The sequence below is a fragment of the Tumebacillus lacus genome (assembly GCF_026410385.1).
GTDB classification, from domain to species: Bacteria; Bacillota; Bacilli; order Tumebacillales; family Tumebacillaceae; genus Tumebacillus; species Tumebacillus lacus.
Map to the genome: position 1 here is coordinate 104,585 of NZ_JAPMLT010000005.1, position 17,317 is coordinate 121,901.

18 protein-coding genes are annotated in these 17,317 nt (G+C 58.3%); 14 read left to right on the top strand and 4 right to left on the bottom strand.

Features of this window, described 5'->3' with window-relative positions:
• Window positions 1-135: 135 nt before the first annotated feature.
• The 5 genes from OS242_RS11600 to OS242_RS11620 are packed head-to-tail and all read left to right on the top strand — an operon-like array spanning window position 136 to window position 3,964.
• A complete protein-coding gene (locus OS242_RS11600) occupies window positions 136-1,032 on the top strand; it encodes an ABC transporter ATP-binding protein (protein ID WP_267151857.1) in 897 nt (298 codons plus the stop codon).
• Window positions 1,029-1,862: an ABC transporter permease subunit gene (locus OS242_RS11605; protein ID WP_267151858.1), complete on the top strand. Its 834-nt coding sequence runs from the start codon at window positions 1,029-1,031 to the stop codon at window positions 1,860-1,862. Before OS242_RS11600 ends, OS242_RS11605 begins: the two co-directional genes overlap by 4 nt.
• A gap of 55 nt (window positions 1,863-1,917) precedes the next feature.
• Window positions 1,918-2,352, top strand: coding sequence for a ribonuclease HI (rnhA, locus tag OS242_RS11610; RefSeq protein WP_267151859.1), 435 nt, complete (start codon window positions 1,918-1,920; stop codon window positions 2,350-2,352).
• Window positions 2,353-2,369: 17 nt separating this feature from the next.
• Complete coding sequence (queG, locus tag OS242_RS11615; RefSeq protein WP_267151860.1) at window positions 2,370-3,512, top strand: tRNA epoxyqueuosine(34) reductase QueG; 1,143 nt, start codon at window positions 2,370-2,372, stop codon at window positions 3,510-3,512.
• On the top strand, window positions 3,509-3,964 hold the full coding sequence (locus OS242_RS11620) for a DUF523 domain-containing protein (protein WP_267151861.1): 456 nt from the start codon (window positions 3,509-3,511) through the stop codon (window positions 3,962-3,964). The genes queG and OS242_RS11620 overlap by 4 nt, the downstream gene beginning before the upstream one ends.
• Before the next feature lie 14 nt (window positions 3,965-3,978).
• Here OS242_RS11620 and OS242_RS11625 read toward each other — a convergent pair whose 3' ends face one another.
• The gene (locus tag OS242_RS11625) at window positions 3,979-5,385 is read right to left on the bottom strand and encodes a CotS family spore coat protein (RefSeq protein WP_267151862.1); all 1,407 of its coding nucleotides are present in this window, start codon (window positions 5,383-5,385) and stop codon (window positions 3,979-3,981) included.
• A gap of 81 nt (window positions 5,386-5,466) precedes the next feature.
• Window positions 5,467-6,333, bottom strand: a complete 867-nt coding sequence (locus OS242_RS11630) for a helix-turn-helix transcriptional regulator (RefSeq protein ID WP_267151863.1) — start codon at window positions 6,331-6,333, stop codon at window positions 5,467-5,469.
• 255 nt (window positions 6,334-6,588) lie between these two features.
• On the opposite strand from OS242_RS11630, the gene OS242_RS11635 reads away from it, so the two are divergent.
• The 6 genes from OS242_RS11635 to OS242_RS11660 all read left to right on the top strand — a co-directional run bounded on the left by OS242_RS11635 (window position 6,589) and on the right by OS242_RS11660 (window position 12,659).
• On the top strand, window positions 6,589-6,951 hold the full coding sequence (locus tag OS242_RS11635; protein ID WP_267151864.1) for a hypothetical protein: 363 nt from the start codon (window positions 6,589-6,591) through the stop codon (window positions 6,949-6,951).
• A 115-nt stretch (window positions 6,952-7,066) separates the two neighbouring features.
• The gene (locus OS242_RS11640) at window positions 7,067-9,124 is read left to right on the top strand and encodes an ABC transporter permease (protein WP_267151865.1); all 2,058 of its coding nucleotides are present in this window, start codon (window positions 7,067-7,069) and stop codon (window positions 9,122-9,124) included.
• A 17-nt stretch (window positions 9,125-9,141) separates the two neighbouring features.
• Window positions 9,142-10,002, top strand: a complete 861-nt coding sequence (locus OS242_RS11645; protein ID WP_267151866.1) for an ABC transporter ATP-binding protein — start codon at window positions 9,142-9,144, stop codon at window positions 10,000-10,002.
• The gene (locus OS242_RS11650) at window positions 9,999-10,628 is read left to right on the top strand and encodes a hypothetical protein (protein WP_267151867.1); all 630 of its coding nucleotides are present in this window, start codon (window positions 9,999-10,001) and stop codon (window positions 10,626-10,628) included. The genes OS242_RS11645 and OS242_RS11650 overlap by 4 nt, the downstream gene beginning before the upstream one ends.
• A 495-nt stretch (window positions 10,629-11,123) precedes the next feature.
• Window positions 11,124-12,113: a hypothetical protein gene (locus tag OS242_RS11655; protein WP_267151868.1), complete on the top strand. Its 990-nt coding sequence runs from the start codon at window positions 11,124-11,126 to the stop codon at window positions 12,111-12,113.
• 24 nt (window positions 12,114-12,137) lie between these two features.
• Complete coding sequence (locus OS242_RS11660; protein WP_267151869.1) at window positions 12,138-12,659, top strand: hypothetical protein; 522 nt, start codon at window positions 12,138-12,140, stop codon at window positions 12,657-12,659.
• A 52-nt stretch (window positions 12,660-12,711) separates the two neighbouring features.
• On the opposite strand, the gene OS242_RS11665 is transcribed toward OS242_RS11660, so the two are convergent.
• The gene (locus OS242_RS11665; protein ID WP_267151870.1) at window positions 12,712-13,788 is read right to left on the bottom strand and encodes an isocitrate/isopropylmalate family dehydrogenase; all 1,077 of its coding nucleotides are present in this window, start codon (window positions 13,786-13,788) and stop codon (window positions 12,712-12,714) included.
• A 140-nt stretch (window positions 13,789-13,928) separates the two neighbouring features.
• Window positions 13,929-14,684, bottom strand: coding sequence for an IclR family transcriptional regulator (locus OS242_RS11670; RefSeq protein WP_267151871.1), 756 nt, complete (start codon window positions 14,682-14,684; stop codon window positions 13,929-13,931).
• Window positions 14,685-14,835: 151 nt separating this feature from the next.
• On the opposite strand from OS242_RS11670, the gene OS242_RS11675 reads away from it, so the two are divergent.
• The 3 genes from OS242_RS11675 to trmL all read left to right on the top strand — a co-directional run bounded on the left by OS242_RS11675 (window position 14,836) and on the right by trmL (window position 17,295).
• A complete protein-coding gene (locus OS242_RS11675; RefSeq protein ID WP_267151872.1) occupies window positions 14,836-15,798 on the top strand; it encodes an amidase domain-containing protein in 963 nt (320 codons plus the stop codon).
• 99 nt (window positions 15,799-15,897) lie between these two features.
• Complete coding sequence (locus OS242_RS11680) at window positions 15,898-16,722, top strand: HD-GYP domain-containing protein (protein ID WP_267151873.1); 825 nt, start codon at window positions 15,898-15,900, stop codon at window positions 16,720-16,722.
• 114 nt (window positions 16,723-16,836) lie between these two features.
• Window positions 16,837-17,295, top strand: a complete 459-nt coding sequence (gene trmL / locus OS242_RS11685; protein WP_267151874.1) for a tRNA (uridine(34)/cytosine(34)/5-carboxymethylaminomethyluridine(34)-2'-O)-methyltransferase TrmL — start codon at window positions 16,837-16,839, stop codon at window positions 17,293-17,295.
• The last annotated feature ends 22 nt before the right edge of the window (window positions 17,296-17,317 follow it).

Below are 17,317 nucleotides of genomic sequence, written 5' to 3' on the forward strand. Positions count from 1 at the left end.
GTCACGCTCCTTCCGCAGTATCAGGAGTAGTATTTCCGAAACCGGCCCTTGAAAAGAATGGCAGATCGTGTTATTTTTGATTAGACAGTTAGATGATTTTCTAAATAACGAAATGAGCGGGGAGATGAGACCGGGATGATCGTGGCAGAGGGTGTGCAAAAGAGTTTTCAGGGTCGGACGATCCTGAGCGATATGAGTTTTGGGGTCAAGGAAGGCGAGATCGTCGGGCTGCTCGGACCGAACGGGGCGGGCAAGACGACGACCGTCCGGCTGCTCAACGGCGTGATCCGGCCGGATGCGGGCACGATCCGCGTCGGCGGGCTCGACCCGGTGACCGAAGGCGATCCGGTGCGGGCGATGAGCGGGATCTTGACGGAGGGAGCCGGGCTGTATCACGAGATGAGCGCGGTGGAGAACCTGCGCTTTTTTGCCAAGCTGTACGGGGTGAAACGGGCGGACAGTCGCATCCACGATCTGCTCCGGCAATTTGATCTGCAAGCTCATCGCGACAAGGCGGTCGGGCAGTTCAGCACGGGCATGAAAAAGCGGCTGGGGCTGGCCAAGGCGTTGCTGCACGAGCCGAAACTGCTGTTTCTCGACGAGCCGACCAACGGGCTGGACCCGGACGGCATCCGCGAAGTCATGGGCTATCTGAAAGAGCTCAACCGGGAGTTTGGCACGACGATCTTGCTGTGCTCGCATGTGCTGCATCAGATCGAGGAGGTCTGCACCCGCTATGTCTTTTTGGACGGCGGCCGGGTGATCGAGGACGGCACGCTGGCAGAGATCGAGGCGAAGTATCTGCGCACGGTGACGTTGCGCGTGGAGACCGACCTGATCGTCGCGGGCGGGCAGTATGCAGGCTATGAAGCGGTGCGGCAGGAGCAGGCGGTGGAGTTTGCTCTGCCGTCGAAGGACGTGATCCCGGGGCTGTTGCGTCAGATCCTGCAGGAGGCGAGCGTGTACACGGCGGAGATCGTCAATCGCGATCTGGAGACGCTGTATTTTCAGGTCAGGAGGGAACACCAATGAAGAGAAGCGTCATCTGGGCGATCGCCCAAAAGGACATGAAGATGATCACATCCAATCTCCAGATCTGGCTGCCGATGATCATTCTGCCGTTGATGCTCGGCGTGGTCCTGCCGACGGCGTTGCTGATTGCGCTGAAAAGCTCCGATCTGAGCTCCGTCAAAGGGATCGAGACATTTCTGAACGTGGTCAATCAACTGCCGAGCGGCGCGTTGCAAGACAAATTTGACACGCTGCCGACAACCAATCACAAGCTGATCTATCTGCTGACCAACTACACGCTGGCGCCGATTTTCTTGCTGATCCCGGTGATGGTGTGCTCGCTGGTGGCGGCGAACTCCTTTGTCGGGGAAAAAGAGCGGCGGACGCTGGAAAGCCTGCTGTTCGCTCCGGTGACGGTGAAGGAATTGTTTGTGGCCAAAGTGTTGGCGGCGTTGCTTCCGGCGTTGGCGTTGACACTGGCGACCTTTTTGATCTATGGGGTGATCGTCGATGCATTGACCTATAGCTTGTTTGGCGGTCTGATCTTCCCGAACTGGAACTGGGTCGTGCTGATCCTGTGGGTGGTGCCGGCGATCTCGCTGTGCACGATCTTGATCTCGGTGCTGATCTCGGCTCGAGTGAAAGGTTTCCAAGAAGCGCAGCAACTCGCCGGGGTGATCGTACTGCCGGTGGTGGCGCTGGTGGTCGGTCAAGGGACGGGGCTCTTGTTTTTGACGCCGCTGTTGATGGGAGTCATCGGGGCGGTGCTGTATGCGGTGTGCGCTGTGGTGTTGCCGCGCATCGCCAAGCTGAACGACCGCGAGCTTTTGTTTGAGCGGCAGGTGCATTAGCCTCCGACAGAGAACCTTATATCCAGCACATCATGAGGAGAGAGGTTTTCAAACGATGCAAGAAGTGATCATCTACACCGATGGAGCGTGCTCGGGCAACCCCGGACGCGGCGGGTGGGGGGCTGTGCTGATGTACGGCGAGCATCTCAAGGAGATCTCCGGCGGCGACAGTCAGACCACCAACCAGCGGATGGAGTTGCAGGCGGCGGTCGAGGCGCTCAAGCTGCTCAAAAAGCCGTGCAAGGTCAAACTGCACAGCGACAGCGCCTATCTGATCAACTGCTTCAAATCGCGCTGGTATGTGTCCTGGGAGAAGAACGGCTGGGTGAATTCCAAAAAAGAACCGGTGGCCAACCGCGATCTCTGGGAGCCGCTGATCGAGATGTACCGGATGCACAAGATCGAATGGGTGAAAGTCAAAGGGCATGCCGGCGTAAAATGGAACGAGCGATGTGACGAACTCGCCCGCGCCGCCGTGCCATCGAAATAGACAGGACGTGACAACGGATGCGCTACGAGATCGACAACGAGACGATTCAGCGAATCGGCGAGGAACTCGGCATCGACGGCATCGGCGTGACGACGGCCGAGCCGTTTGCCGAGACGGCCGAGCATTTGCAGATGTATCACGAGATGGGGCATGCGTCCGGCTTTGAACATGATGTGATCGAGGAGCGGATCGATCCGCGCACCTGGTTTCCGGCCGCGCAGTCGATTATCGCGATCGCCATCGCCTACCGCACGGAAAAGCACGTCGGGCAGAAAAAGCCGGAGGGACTGCGCGGGCAGATGTCGGTGTATGCGTGGGGGATGGACTATCACCTTGTGCTAAAAGCCAAATTGGAGGAGTTGGCCCGCCGGTTGGAACAGGAGGTCGGACGGCCGATTGAGGTGCACAACTCGGTTGACACAGGTCCGCTCGTCGACCGCGCGGTGGCACAGCGGGCGGGGATCGGCTGGATCGGCAAGAACTGCTCGGTGATCACCGAAAAGCACGGGTCATGGGTGTTTTTGGGGCAACTCGTCACCGACGTCGCCATCGAGCCGAACGAACCGGCGCCGCCGCCGCAGTGCGCCGACTGTCCGGATCTGTGCATGAAAGCCTGTCCGACCAAGGCGCTGGTCCATCCGTTTCAGACCGATTCGTCGAAGTGTCTGTCGTATATCACACAGATGAAAGGCATGATCCCGGTCGAGTACCGGGCCAAACTGGGACGGCGACTGTGGGGCTGTGACACCTGTCAGGTGGCCTGCCCGAAAAACCGCGAGGCGGCGTTTGGCACGACGGTGGAGTTTGACCCGGAGCCGGAGTATGCGTTTCCCGATCTGCTCAAACTGCTCGATCTCTCCAACCGCCAGTTTCGCAAGGAATACGGCGCTTCGGCAGCCGCATGGCGAGGCGTGCGTGTCATGCAGCGCAACGCGGTGATCGCGCTGGGCAACATGAAGGAGCAGCGGGCGGTGCCGCGCCTGTTGGAGCTGTTGCAGGACGACCGAGCGGATATTCGCGGGACGACCGCGTGGGCGTTGCGCAAGATCGACGCAGATGCGACCCGCGATGCGGTCGCACAAGCGCATAAAAAAGAGCAAGACCCGGAAGCAAAAGCAGAGATGGCCTGGGCCGTATCGAAGGAGATGTTTGCTCAATGAAAGTCATCAGCGCATGCCTGATCGGATGCCACTGCCGCTATGACGGCAATGCCAAAGCGGTGGACCGATTTACTCGGATGGTCGAGCGCGGCGAGGCGGTCTTTGTCTGCCCGGAGCAACTCGGCGGCCTGTCCACCCCGCGCCCGCCGGCCCAGATCGTCGGCGGCACCGGGGAAGACGTGCTGGACGGCCGCGCCAAGGTGGTCACCGACGGGGGCGTCGATGTCACCGACTCCTTTATCAAAGGCGCACAGGAAGCGCTCCGTCTGGCGCAGCTCGCCGGAGCGAAAGTGGCCGTGCTCAAAGAGCGCAGCCCGTCCTGCGGCTCGTCGCTGATCTACGACGGCTCGTTTTCCGGCGGCAAGAGACCCGGCAACGGCGTGACCGCCGCTTTGCTGAAGCGGCACGGGATCGAGGTCTACTCGGAAGAAACATACCCCGGCGACGCGTAATCGTCACCGGGGTATTAGCCCATCCGGTCGATCTGACGGGCAAATCGCGCCAAAAACGCTTGCCGTTTCGCCTCTTCCGCCTCACAGAGTTGGAAATAGCCGAGGTGATGCGGATCATGCCCGATGTCGTAGTGTTCATAGGCGATCCGCCAGAAGCGATGCGGAAAGGTCAACAGCCCGAGCACGATCCGATACTCCGCCCGGTTCAGCATCCGCAGCGCGTTGTAGTTGACGAGGCAATGCCACGCCACGTCCTCGTTCCATTCCTGCCGCTGCAGGGCGCGACGCATCAGATGCGCGAGGTCGAGCGTGCGCGGACCATAGGTGCAAAAGTCGAGATCGATCAGCGCGACCTGCCGATTGTGCGTGAACACCATGTTGTACGGCGTCAGGTCGAGGTGACAGAGGCAGGGGTCCTCCTCTTCAAACAGCAGTTGAGCGCGGATCTCCGGTCTTCTCAGCATCGCAAGGGCGCGGTCACACTGACCCAGATACAGATCGACATGTTGCAAAAAGAACTCATCGACGCCGTCCGGGCGTCTTTTTTGTTTGGCCCGCTGCTTCCACTCGATCAGCTCTTCCCGGCGGTCGGCAAAGCGGTCGACCATGTCAAAGATCGCGGGCGGACGCTGGCTGGGCGCATACCCCCGCGACGCTTCGTGAAACTCCGCCAACGTGCGCGAGGCCATCGCCAACTGCGGAAAGGAGCGAAAATCAACCTCCTGTCCGCGCAACCAACGGGTGGCATAATAGGTCTCGCCGCCGACCATGCCGTACGGCTGGCCGTCAGCCGTCTGCAGGAAAGGGGCGAATTTGGTGAACTGATTGCCTTCCAGATGGTGAAAGGCACCGTTCAGGAACTGAATTTGTTTGGGGGAAAGGTGGGTTTTTTTCAAGGCGATCAGGCCTTGATTGGTCCGCAAGCGCAACACCGGGCCGAACGGTTCGACCTTGGTCGCGGTCAAGCCGTACTGTTTGAGCACGTTCGGGGCAAAACCGTGACGGCGAATCTGCGAGTGGATCTGCGACAGCGCCTCCGGGGCTTTGCTGCCGACATCGCCCCGGCTTTTGGAGATCGGGACGGGGCTGCTTTTGCGGGTCGGCTTGCGGGAGCCGGCCGCTTTTGTGCGGGCTCGCGAACCGGTGGCACGATGTGCGTCCGGTCGGGACGGGCGCCGCTGGCGGTGTTTGCGCCGGGGCACGCCGTCCGACTGGGACCAGGACCACCAGGAGGGAGGCTGACGCTTCCTCGGCTTTTTCGAAGCGTCAGCCTCCTCCTTTTTTCCGTCCTCCTTCTTTTCATTGCCGCTGCCGGGCTTTTGCACATGGGCCCAGCGCGGCGGTTTCGTCAGCTCTTTCCACAGTTCATTCATAAACCCGCCGACTTTTGGCTTGTTGTTGCCGCCTTTGTTGTCAGCCATAAAGGGTCACCTCCGTTTCTTGGCTGTCCTTTCTGCCAGCATATGAAACGGGAGGGAAGGGTGCGCGTTATCGAGGGGAAATCAGGCAGCCCGAACGCTGAGTGCGTCGCGGGCGGCGGCGAGATGGAGGCGGGAAGCGGCGATGCCGTCCGGATCGTCGAGAAACTCGAAAAATTTTAAAGCGCGTTCAAAGCAGGCGATGGCAGCCTGCCATTTTTTTTGCCGGGATTTGATCTGGCCGAGCGTGGTCAGCAGATGGCCGCCGCATTCGTAGATGCCCGTTTTTTCACCGAGAAACATCGCTTGCCGGGTATATTGGATCGCACGGTGGAGGGAGCCGAGCGCGAGGTGCTGGTGGGAGAGGCGGGAGAGCAGGTGGATATGAATGCGCGGATCGGGAGGGAAGATCAGGGTCAGCTCTTCAGCCTGCTGCAGGCAGTCGAGCGCGAGGTGAGGGTCTCCCAGTTCGGCATGAACGCTTCCGAGGTGGGTCAAGGCGGAGATGCGCTGCGGGATCAGGCAGGACTGCTCGGCGATGCGGGCGGCGGCGGCAAACTGTTCGCGCGCCTCGTGACAGCGCTTTTGGTGGTACAGGCCGAGTCCGAGCAGGCGCAGACAGTCGAGATGCGCAAGCGGCTCCGATTGGATCTGTTTGCGGCGGAGGATCTCCTTGCTCTGGCGGATCAGCGCTTCGTAGTCTTTGTAGGCGAGCAGTTCGTGCAGATGGTCGAGTTGGGTGGAGGTGTCGTCTCGGGCGGCCGGGCTGTCGTGGATGTCGCGCAGCGTCACGCCGAGGCGAGCACAGAGCTTTTTTAGCAGATCAAGGGATGGAAGCGTGCGTCCTGTCTCGATATGACTGAGCATGCTGCGGGAGCAGATGCCGCTGCTGGCAGCATCCTGTGACATATTTTTTTGCAATCTGAGCGTGCGAATCTTTTCCCCAAGCATAGAATCAGGCCTCCATTCAATCGAAATGTTAGTGTCGCTCACTTTTGCTGAGAACCCCGATGAATCCCCCTAGTAGTGAGATTCTATCAGGACACAATGAACTGTCATAAGTGCTAATAGTCTTTGTTTGTTATGAATTATTACAGTATAAATGAGTCAGGAGGCAGGGTTCGAAGGACACGGACAGAAACGGCGCGTCTGTTACGGAAGACCTGTGGGCCTCCGCCAATAGACCTCAAAAAGGAGAGATGAAAGATGAAGAAGATCCTGATTTCTGGACTGGCAGCTGCAATGATGATGGGTGGCTCGGCCTATGCGGTGACCTCGTCTGTGTCGATCAGCTCCACCTCGTCCGGTGTAGACGGCAACATCATCTCGGCCGACTATGGCACGATCCAGTCGCAAGGCACCAACAACGCCTCCTCGACCAACGTGCTCTGGAGCGAACTGTACCAGAGCATCACCGGCCCGGACACCCGCGTCGGCGGCGTCGCGTTGAGCCCTGGTGCGACCCAGTCGTTCTCCAACTCGGTGGCGGCAGGAAACTTCTATCACCACCTCGATCCGGACGGTGCGTATGCGACCGGATGCAACGGCAGCGGGTATTCCGTCTATTAATGCGTAATTCGTGACAGACACGAGTGCTTTGAAATAGAGGGCAGAAGAAACGAACGGAAAGAGAGGAGTGGGCAAGGGGGCTTCTCTCTTTCTCACTTCAAAGGAGGGACGCATCATGGGAAAAGGGACCCGTTCATGGATCAGTTCATGGAAGATTGAATTACGGCTCATCACGCGCAGCAGGTGGACATGGATCATGCTCGCTCTCGGGCTGGCGATGGTCGGAATTCAGTTTTTCAGCCGGATGGGGACAGACGATCCGGGCCTCGCGTTGCACGCGACCGCCTTTATCGTCGCAGGCGGGATCTTCGTCTCACTGGTGGCAGGTCTCGCGTTGATCCGGCGGGAGCAGGCCGATGCGGCGGAGGAAGTGTTTGGCGTCCTGCCTGCGGGACCGAGCAGCAAGGCGGGCGGGAAAGTGCTTGCTCTGCTGACGATGGTGGCAGCTTTTCTCGCGCTGTCGCTGTGGGCGGTGTTTGCATTGTTTGCTTGGCGGGAGGTGCCGGGCGTGTTTTACGGGCGAGCGACAGCGTATCTGCTGTTGTACTGGGCGGTGCCGTTTGTGATCGCGGGGCTGATCGGGATGGCCGTCGGGATCTGGGTCAAGTCGCGGCTGGTGTATCTGCTCTTCGCCGCGATCTGGGTGCTGATCGGGCCGTTCAATCTGTCGCTGATGGAACAGGCGATGGTGACGTTTGCCGTCGATCTCACCGCGCCGCTCGCGTGGCTCAACCTCGGGCAGACCGATCCGAACGCGCCGTATGATCCGGTGTACGGGCTGCCGATGGAGATCCGCCGCTGGGTGCAAAAAGGGGTGTGGTTGCTGGTTGCGGTGTGCCTGCTGCTGCTCGCCTTGAAGCGACGGGGCGCGGTGCTGCTCGTGCCGCTGGTGCTGGCCATTCCGTTGCTCGTGCTGTACAACCAGGAGTCGCAGGTGGTGAACACGAGATATGAAGCGGATTCGGTGCAACGAAACGACTGGCTGTACTACCGGGATCACGGGCAGCCGGCGTTTGCGGCGGACGACTCGTACCGGATCACGGCGTATGACATCGATCTGCGGACACATCGGCTGTTGCAGGCCGATGTGACGATGGAAGTGGTGCCGGAGCGTGCGGTGCGCGAGATCGTGTTTACGCTCTATCATCAGTTGCGGGTGCGGGACGTGAAGGTGCAAGGGAAGGCGGCCGCGTTTGAGCAGCGGGAGGATCAGGTGCGGGTGACGTTTGCAGAGACGGTGGCGGAGGGGCAGGTGCAGAACGTGCGAGTGTCGTATGCGGGGATCTCGTCTCCGGCGTTTTTTGCCAACGAGCAGGCGGTGCTCCTCCCGGCGTATTTTCCGTGGTATCCGCAGGAAGGGTCGCGACAGGCGATGACGCTTCGGGGAGCGGATCTGATTCGTAACGGGCCAGACGAGCTGTACGGGCAGGCTCCGGAGCGGGAGGTCTCCTACTCGTTGCGCTATGACGGGCCACAGCCGATGTATACCAACCTCACCGGGAGCGGCAAGGCTCCGAACGGGTTGACGGTGACGGCCGGGCCGCTGACGGAGCGGATGGTCGGCGGGACGCGGGTGGTGCTGCCCGATTCGTTTTATCGGGGGGCCGCGCAGGTGCCCGGCTTTTTGCGGGACCAAGCGGCATATCGGAGTGAGATCGAACGGGACCTCGGCCTGCCTGAACGGGAGGCGGCGTCGCAGGTGTTCTTTCTCTCTGTGCCCCGCGAGACGGTGTCCGACCCGGATCTGGAGTGGCACCTCGGGGATCACAGCATCGTCAGCGTGACGCAGATGTTCAACCACGGGGGGCTGTTTGCCGACCGGTATCTGATCGCTTCGTCCGCTCTGAACGAAGCGGTGCGCACGCCCGAGTATCTGGCGCAGAGCGGCGAGATGCGGATGCTGTTTCAACGGGCGTATCTGTATGGGTACGGGACGAGGAACGGGTGGTATCGGGCGAACGACAGACCGCCCCTCAAGATTGTAGCAGAAGACGATCTGCGGGTGAAAAACAAAGAAGGCTCAGAAAATACGCGGAAATTGATCAGCTATCTCGATCAACACATGCACGACCGAGCGGAGATGCAAGCCTTTTTCCGCGCCTGGCTGGCGGAGATGAACGGCGGCACGCCGGTGGACTGGCCGCGCATGCTCGGTCTGCTGGAGAAAAAATAGGAGGGGGATGCTTACCGATGGACAACCTGATCATCGACCGACTGGTTAAAAAATACGACAAACACACCGCGCTGAACGATGTCTCGCTGGAGATCACACCTGGCATGTACGGGCTGCTCGGCCCAAACGGTGCGGGAAAGACGACGTTGATGCGCGTCCTGACCACGCTGCTCCCGGCGACGGAAGGTGAGATTCGCCTCGGGTCGGTCAGTTGGAAGCAGGCCGACGATGTGCGGCGGATCACAGGATATCTCCCGCAAAAATTTGCCCTGTACAAACACATCCGCGTCGAGGAGGTGCTGGATCACGTCGCCGTGCTCAAAGGGGTGGGTGACCGCAGACGGGAGATCGAGACGATCCTCGAACAGGTCAACCTGACGGAGCACCGCAAGAAAAAAATGGGGCAGCTCTCCGGCGGCATGGTGCGCCGCGTCGGCATCGCCCAAGCGCTGCTCGGCGATCCGCGGCTCGTCGTCGTCGACGAACCGACAGCGGGGCTTGACCCGGAGGAGCGCATTCGGTTTCGCCGTCTCCTGCGCTCCCTCGGACGGGACAAGATCGTGCTGATCTCCACCCATATCGTCGAGGACATCGAAGCGACTTGCGACCGGGCCGCGATCCTCCACAAAGGGCGGCTGGTGGAACAGGGGAGCATCGACCGTCTCGGCGGATTGGCGACGGGCAAAGTATGGGTGCTGACCGTGCCGCAGCAGGACTTCTATGAAGTCGCGGAGGCGTACGACGTGATCGCCTCCCATCGCCTCGGCGACCGCTACCGCCTGCGCATCCTCGCCGACACGCCGCCGCCGGGAGCGGTCTGCGCGGCTCCGACGCTGGAGGACGGCTATCTGTACGCGATGAGGCGGGATGCGTCATGAGAACGGCGATGCGGTTTGATCTGCGCTTCGACTGGCGCGTCATGGGTACCGCCGCCTATGTTCCGCTGATCGTCGCCGTCGTGATGACGCTGTTCGAGCCGCTGATGAGGGGCTCGCTGAGGCAGTTGATCCCGGCGTTGGAGTTCATCTGGCCGCTGTTTGCAGCATGGTGGAGCATCTTTCTCTTCCAAGACGTGCTGGAAGAGCCGGGCGGGGAGACGATTTTCTCCTACCCGGTGTCGCGGTTCTCCCTCGGCATCGCACGGGCGGCCGTCTTTTTCCTCGGCTATGCGATGCTGACGGCGTGGGTCGTCGGTGTGATCGACTTTTCGCTGTCGCTGTTTGTGCAACTGCTCGCAGAATGCTATTTCTACGCGGGTCTCGGCTTTTTCGCGATGACCCTCCTCCGTCGCACCGGCTGGTCGCTCAGCGTCGCGTTCTGCTACGCGGGGATGCAGATCTTGACGGGCGGGAAGTTGATCCCGTTGTTGAACGTGTACCTGTTTAACCAAGAGCTGTTGCCGCTCGATCTCGTCCTGCAACACTCGCTCCCGACGCTCGTTATGGGCACTGTGCTTTGGGGGATGGGGCAGTGGAGTTTTCAAAAGAGTGGGGCGTATCATTAACAAAAAACCTGAGCCTTGGCTCAGGTTTTCAAATTTATTGACAAGATTATCGAAGGAGTAGTAAAATGACGATTAATTCCACCTATAACAAAATTATCCTAAAGGGGGATCATCGTGTTTGATTTGAGGAGTATGCCAAGAATTTCAGCCGACAAAGGAATTGTAACGAACATCGGTCATTCATCCAGCAAGTCGTCAAACAGTGCTAGTTCGGCAAATACTGCGATCACGAAATCTACCCAAAAGACAACCCCAACTCCCACGTCTGTTTCAGCCGCAAAAACGTCAGCGGTCGTGATCCTTACGATTAGCGAGAAGGCAAGGATCGCAGCCGCTACCTCTTCGGCGACTACATCATTACACAAGGGTCAGTATATGGCACCAGACAAGGGAAAGGTTTATGCTCACGAAGTTACGGATGGGTACTCGCCTTCTTACAAGCCTCCAGTAAATCCACCGCGAATCTCGAACATGCCCGACTCGGAAGTTCGATATGTGAATCAGAACAGTACACCTGAAGTTTCAGGCAACAAATCAACGGGGCAGATCACTTATAAAAGCGGCAACACAACACAGGTGATATCGGACCGTGACCCATACAAAGCGGCTGTCACCGGGAAGTATGATCAGCTTAAAGACAATGAGGCTGTCAGCAAGGCATTTAATAAGCAGGACAAGCAAGCGCTCAACGAAGCAGTGGTTGCAATGAAAGAGGTCTATGCGGATGCAGTGAAAAATGGGGACACTGCGAGACGGGATGCTGCAGCAAAAATGGCTGATGATCTCAGATGGAGGGGGGCTTCGATTGGAGCGGACGTCACACTTGATGAAGCGAGAAAGATCGTGCAACAAAGCAAATCGACATATTCTGATGCAATAAAAGGATTGATCCCGACTGCTACCCAAAGCCCCTTGCAACATACGGGTTACAGTTTTATTACTCAGCAACGCGGGGCATCTGTATTAGAAATCAGGGATGACCTTGCTGGACGAAAAGATAAGGTCACGGGGGCACCGAAAGGGGATTGGGCATTCCGGGTAGATTCCCCTCATAAGGGGGCAGATTATTATCACTTCAATGCAAATACTAATCTGCACCCAGGCAATCGGCTGGTCAGTGACTTCGATCATAAACCCATCTCTGAGAACACATATAACGCTGCGAAAAATGCAAGTCAAATTGCAAACGGTATTTCTACTGGAGGTAAAGTGCTTGGCAGTGTCGGGATTGTGATGGATGCCGCGAATATCTATAATGGTTTCGAGGCTGACGGAGGAAAAGTAGGCACTCAAACTGTTAAGGCAACAACAGCCGCCGCCGCTGGTTGGGCAGGTGCTTATGCCGGAGCGGAGGTTGGCGCTTGGGCGGGAGGTTCCGTAGGGACTGCGGTGTTCCCGGGACCAGGCACAGCGGTAGGTGGGTTTGTAGGCGGGATAGTTGGCGGAGTTGCAGGTGCTGTTGGACTCAGTAGGTTATTAAAATAGGCAGAGCAGAGCAGGTGATCCGTTTTGAACAGAGAGTCTTTGCAGGAAATACGTAAAGTAATGATTCGGAATAACAGAGAAAAACGCATGCTGGAAGTCTCTTTGCCGATGCTTTTAAAATACTTTAACAATCGCCGAATATGGGATAATCTGTTGATGGAATTGTTGAACCGGTTGCAGAAAGGCAAAAAAACTTTCTATCGTATCAATGATGAAAGGGAGGCACATGCATATGCGTCTTATCCGGGGGCTTCTCATCTATTAGAAAACGGGGTACTTACTATCACATACCCGTACTCGGAAGAACTGTTTGATGATCTTTTTTCCAGTGTCTGGAGTTATGATGGAATCTTAAAGATCTTCTGTTGCACGGATCCTGTGACGATTGAAAGTTATACGAGTAATTGCCTGTTTACAATCGCTCCGTATAATGACGGAGAGTCGATTGAAATCGGTTATTCATCGGATGAGATCGCCGAGCAATTGATTGAAAAGATTGTAGCAGTGATTCAATCTTTTGGACTTGCTACGGAGACAGAAATGTAAAAAACGCCCAGCTTCTATATAGGAGCCGGGCGTTTCTATTTCTTAAGCTCAATTACGCCAGCGCTTTCCAAACTTCGAGTTTGGTTTTGATGCGGCGGATGACTTCGTCGGTGAAGTCGGTGGTGGAAGCGGAGCCGCCGAGGTCGGCGGTGCGGACGCCTTCGACGATCGCTTCGAGGGTGGATTCGTAGATCGCGCGGGATGCGAGGTCTGCTTGCTTGTCGTTGAAGAAGGTCAGCATCGACGCAGCAGCCAGGATCATCGCCATCGGGTTCGCGACGTTTTTGCCGAACAGACCCGGTGCGGTGCCGTGCGGTGCTTCCGCCATGACGGTCTTGACGTTTTCGTTCTCGTCAAACGCCAGCAGCAGGGACTCGGAACCTGCGATGGAGCCGTACATTTGCAGGACGAGGTCGGACAGGCAGTCACCGTCGCGGTTCAGTGCCGGGATGACCAGCGGCTCACCGGTGGTGTTCAGGAGCAGCGCGTAGGTCGCGTCGATCAACTGCGGGTCGTATTTCACGTCCGCGTAGTTTTTCGCTGCGAGGTCCATCTCTTCTTTCAGCATGCCTTCATACACCGGGGAGACGGTGAACTTCGGGCCGCCGAACACTTTCGCATTCATTTTGCGCGCCTGTTGGAACGCGTAGTCGGCCACGCCGCGGCAGACTTTGCGGGAGATCTTTTCGGTGCGGTACGCGATCTCGTCGGTGCCTTCGCCTTCGCGCCATTCTTTCGCGCCGTAAGCATCGTCAACCGCCATGCGGACGACGCAGATCGGAGCGTATACGCCTGCGACCGGCGTGATGCCCGGGATGCGGCGGCCGGTGCGGACGATGACCGTGCCGTCGATGCCTTTGCGCAGAATCGCGTTCGGAGAGCCGACGTCGCCTTTTACTTCCGGCGTGATGGTCGCCGCTTTGTAGCCGAAGCCATGCTCGACCATTGCTGCAGCCGCTTCATGTACGACTTCGTTTTTGGTCGCGCGGCGGTTTTCCAGCGACAGGTCGAAGCGCAGGAATTCTACGTTGACGCCGGTCAGGGCCGGGTCGAGTACGCGCAGGCCTTCTTCCAGCAGTTCTTGTCCGGTTTGGTCGCCTTCCATGACGACGATCGTTTTCTTTTCCATGATGGTCACCTCTTCGAAAAAATAAGTGCAGTTGTGTGGAGTCTCAGGTGCGGGGTACAGGTCGCCTGCGGTGCGAGAACGGCTATGTAACCGAGCCAGATAGCGCTTCTTCTCTCTACTGTGCCCTAACTTTGCACAGATTAGTGAGACAGCATCTTGGTCAGCATCTCGGCGGATTTGCGCACTTCCTGGGCGAATCGCTCGACCGCTTCCGGTGTGAAGCGGTCGACCGGGCCGGAGATCGAGAGGGCGGCGACGGCCTCGCCGTTGCGTCCCCGGATCGGGGCGGCGACGGCAGCTGCGCCAGGTTCGCGCTCTTCGATGGAGACCGCGTAGCCCGACTCGCGCACTTGCTGCAGCGCGTGGCGGAACTCATCGCGGCTCAACTCCGGCGGCCAAGAGGAATCGGTCATCAATTCTTCGAGCAGCTCCTCGGAGGAGTAGGCGAGCAGAACTTTGCCGGACGCTCCCACATACAGCGGCAACCGTCGACCGACGTTGGCGACGCGGCGGACCGGCTGCTTGCTTTCGATCGCTTGGATGCGGATGCGCTCGATACCGGAGAGGACGTACAAAGAGATCGTCTCCCCCAACAGGTCGCGCAGCCGGGTCATCTCCGGCGAGACGATGGAGGAGAGGTCATCCGACTGGTAGACGTTCGACACAAGTTCCAGCACACTCCAGCCGAGGCGGTATTTTTCCGTCTGCGGGTGACGCCTGATGAACCCTTTGCTTTCGAGGGAGGCAAGCAGGCGATGAACGGTGCTCTTGTGCAAGCCGATGCGCTTGGCGATATCGGACAGTCCCAGTTCCGTTTCACTTCCCGCAAAGCAGAGCAGGATGTCCAACGCGCGTTCCACGGCGCGCACTGTGCCTTTTTCTTGTTCACCGGCCATTGTCAACCACCCCTTCGATGGGTTTCATTAGGTGAAACCACGTTTCATTATATAGTATACCACGGGTGTCGGAAAGGTAAAAGGGGGTAAGGCATAGGGTAGGGAGGAGAACGCGGGCGCGCATTTGCCCATCAAAGGAGGGACCCTCCCCGTGAACCAGTCTGAGTGGCTGAAGACCGTTCAGCATTTTTTTAAGGAGAAAAACCACGCTTGGCTGACCGACGCCGACGATGTGCTGCTCGCTTATCTGGCGGGCACGCCGGCCGACTGTGCTTCCTATCAAGAGGTGCGATCTCTGCGCCGTGCGCTGCCGCATCGCCAAGCCAAATTTTGCAAAGCGAAGACGCACGTGCGCATCCTGTCGGCCGAGTGGGATGCAGTTCGGGAGCGGGCGGTGATCGACGCGCTGGAGACGGTACGCTTTTATTATGAACAAGGAGGCGAGCTTGATCACGAATCCCGGCAAACGCTGCATCGTCTGACGTTGATCCCGTTCGGCGGCAAATGGCGGATCGTCGAGGATCTCGTCAACCGCGAGACGGCCGCCCCGGCTTTGCAACGGCAGGAGGAGGTGGCGGTGCCGGAGAGCGGGGCAGAGCCGGACGCCCGCGAGTTTCGCGGTCGCTATGACCGGGTGCGCGCCTTCAAGTACGCGGAGCTGTGGTGGAACGGATACAACCCGCAATATAAAAAGATGGAGGGCAACGACTGCACCAACTACATCTCGCAGGTGCTCCACGCAGGCGGTCTGCCGATGATCGGCTCGCAAAGCCGGTCGTCCGGCTGGTGGTACCGCTGGCAGGGCCAAACCCACAACTGGAGCTACTCGTGGACGGTGGCGCACTCGCTGGCCCTCGCCTTGCCGCGGGACTTGAAAGCGGTGCAGGTGAGCGACCCGCGCCAGCTGAAGGTGGGGGATATCATCTGCTACGACTGGGACGGCGACAATCGCTGGCAGCACAACACGGTGGTCGTCGATTTTGACTACTACGGCCGCCCGCTGGTCAACGCGCACACGATTGCCAGCCATCGCCGCTATTGGGATTATCGCGACTCCTACGCGTTTACGCCGCGCACGCAGTATCTGTTCTTCCAACTCCCGGACACCTTCTAAGTTTCGTAATTTTCTTATAAAAAAGAAGGAATCCGGTGGCTCCTCTGCGAAATTTAACGGTTAAGTCTACAGGCAGAAATCGTGGGGGGGCGAATAGATGTGAGGAGATCACGAGGGTGGTATGGGGTCGCCGGATTCCTCGCGGGGACGGGACTTGGCGCACTGACGGTCGCATTGAAAGGGACGGTTCTCTATCCGGGGCCTGTGCTGGCACCGATTGCGCACGGGGTGATCGGCGCGGCGTTCGGGCTGGCGTTGCATGCGGCGGTCGACAGCAGACGTCGGATGTTTCGCTCGTATTCCGGCTCGCTCAATGCGCTGGCAAACGCAGTCGCCGCCAAGGACGACGAAACGAACGGACATTGCAAGCGCGTGGTGCAGTACTCGCTGTTGATGGGACGACGGATGGGGCTGAACAAACGTTTGTTGCAGCAGTTGGAATGGGGTGCGCTGCTGCACGACATCGGCAAGATCGCCGTGCCGGACTCGATTTTGAAAAAGCCGGGCCCGCTGACCGATGAAGAGTGGGTGATCATGAAGGAGCACGCCCACATGGGCTGGCTGATGGTCAAAGACATCTCGTTCCTGCAAGAAGGCGGGGATGTGGTGCTCTCGCATCATGAGCGATGGGACGGACGAGGTTATCCGAATGAATATCGCGGCGAAGAGATCCCGCTCTTGGCCCGCATCTTTGCGATCGCCGACACGTTCGACGCGATCACGTCCGATCGGCCGTATCGGGCGGCGAGACCGATCTCGTTTGCCCGAGAAGAGATCGAGAAATACAAAGGGACGCAGTTTTGCCCGAAATGCGTCGAGGTGTTTTTACAGATACCGGAAAGCGATCTCGAACGGGTGCAGGAAGAAGCGAAGATATTAGACTATGAAGCTCTGCAGTTGCAGAAATTTAAGCATATCTCTTAAAATGTTCACAAGTTGATTCATAAAGGGACGCCTTACCCTTGCGGTGGGCGTTCCCTTTTTGTATGCTATTATCTTAGAGTGTGTTCAAAGAGCCGTATGAGGAGGAGTCCTGATATGCACATCGTACTCGTCGAACCAGAGATCCCGGCAAACACAGGCAACGTTTCACGGACTTGCTCTTGCACAGGCATTACGTTGCATCTGGTACGCCCGCTCGGATTTTCAGTGGATGACAAACAGCTGAAGCGAGCCGGGCTTGATTATTGGCATCTGCTCGACCTGCACTATCACGACAGTTTTGCGGACCTGCAGGCGAAGTATCCGGAGGGACGATTTTTCTATGCCACGACCAAGGCGGAAAAGTCGTACACGGAGTTTGAGTACGGGCCGAACGATTTTTTCGTGTTTGGCAAAGAGACGCGGGGCTTGCCGGATGAGCTGATCGACGCCAATCTGGACACGGCGATCCGCATCCCGATCTTGCCGGATGCCCGCTCGCTCAACCTGTCCAATGCGGTCGCCATCGTCGTGTTCGAAGCACTGCGCCAACAAGGTTTCCCCGGCCTTACATAAGCAAAAGAAAAGAGGAGTTGAA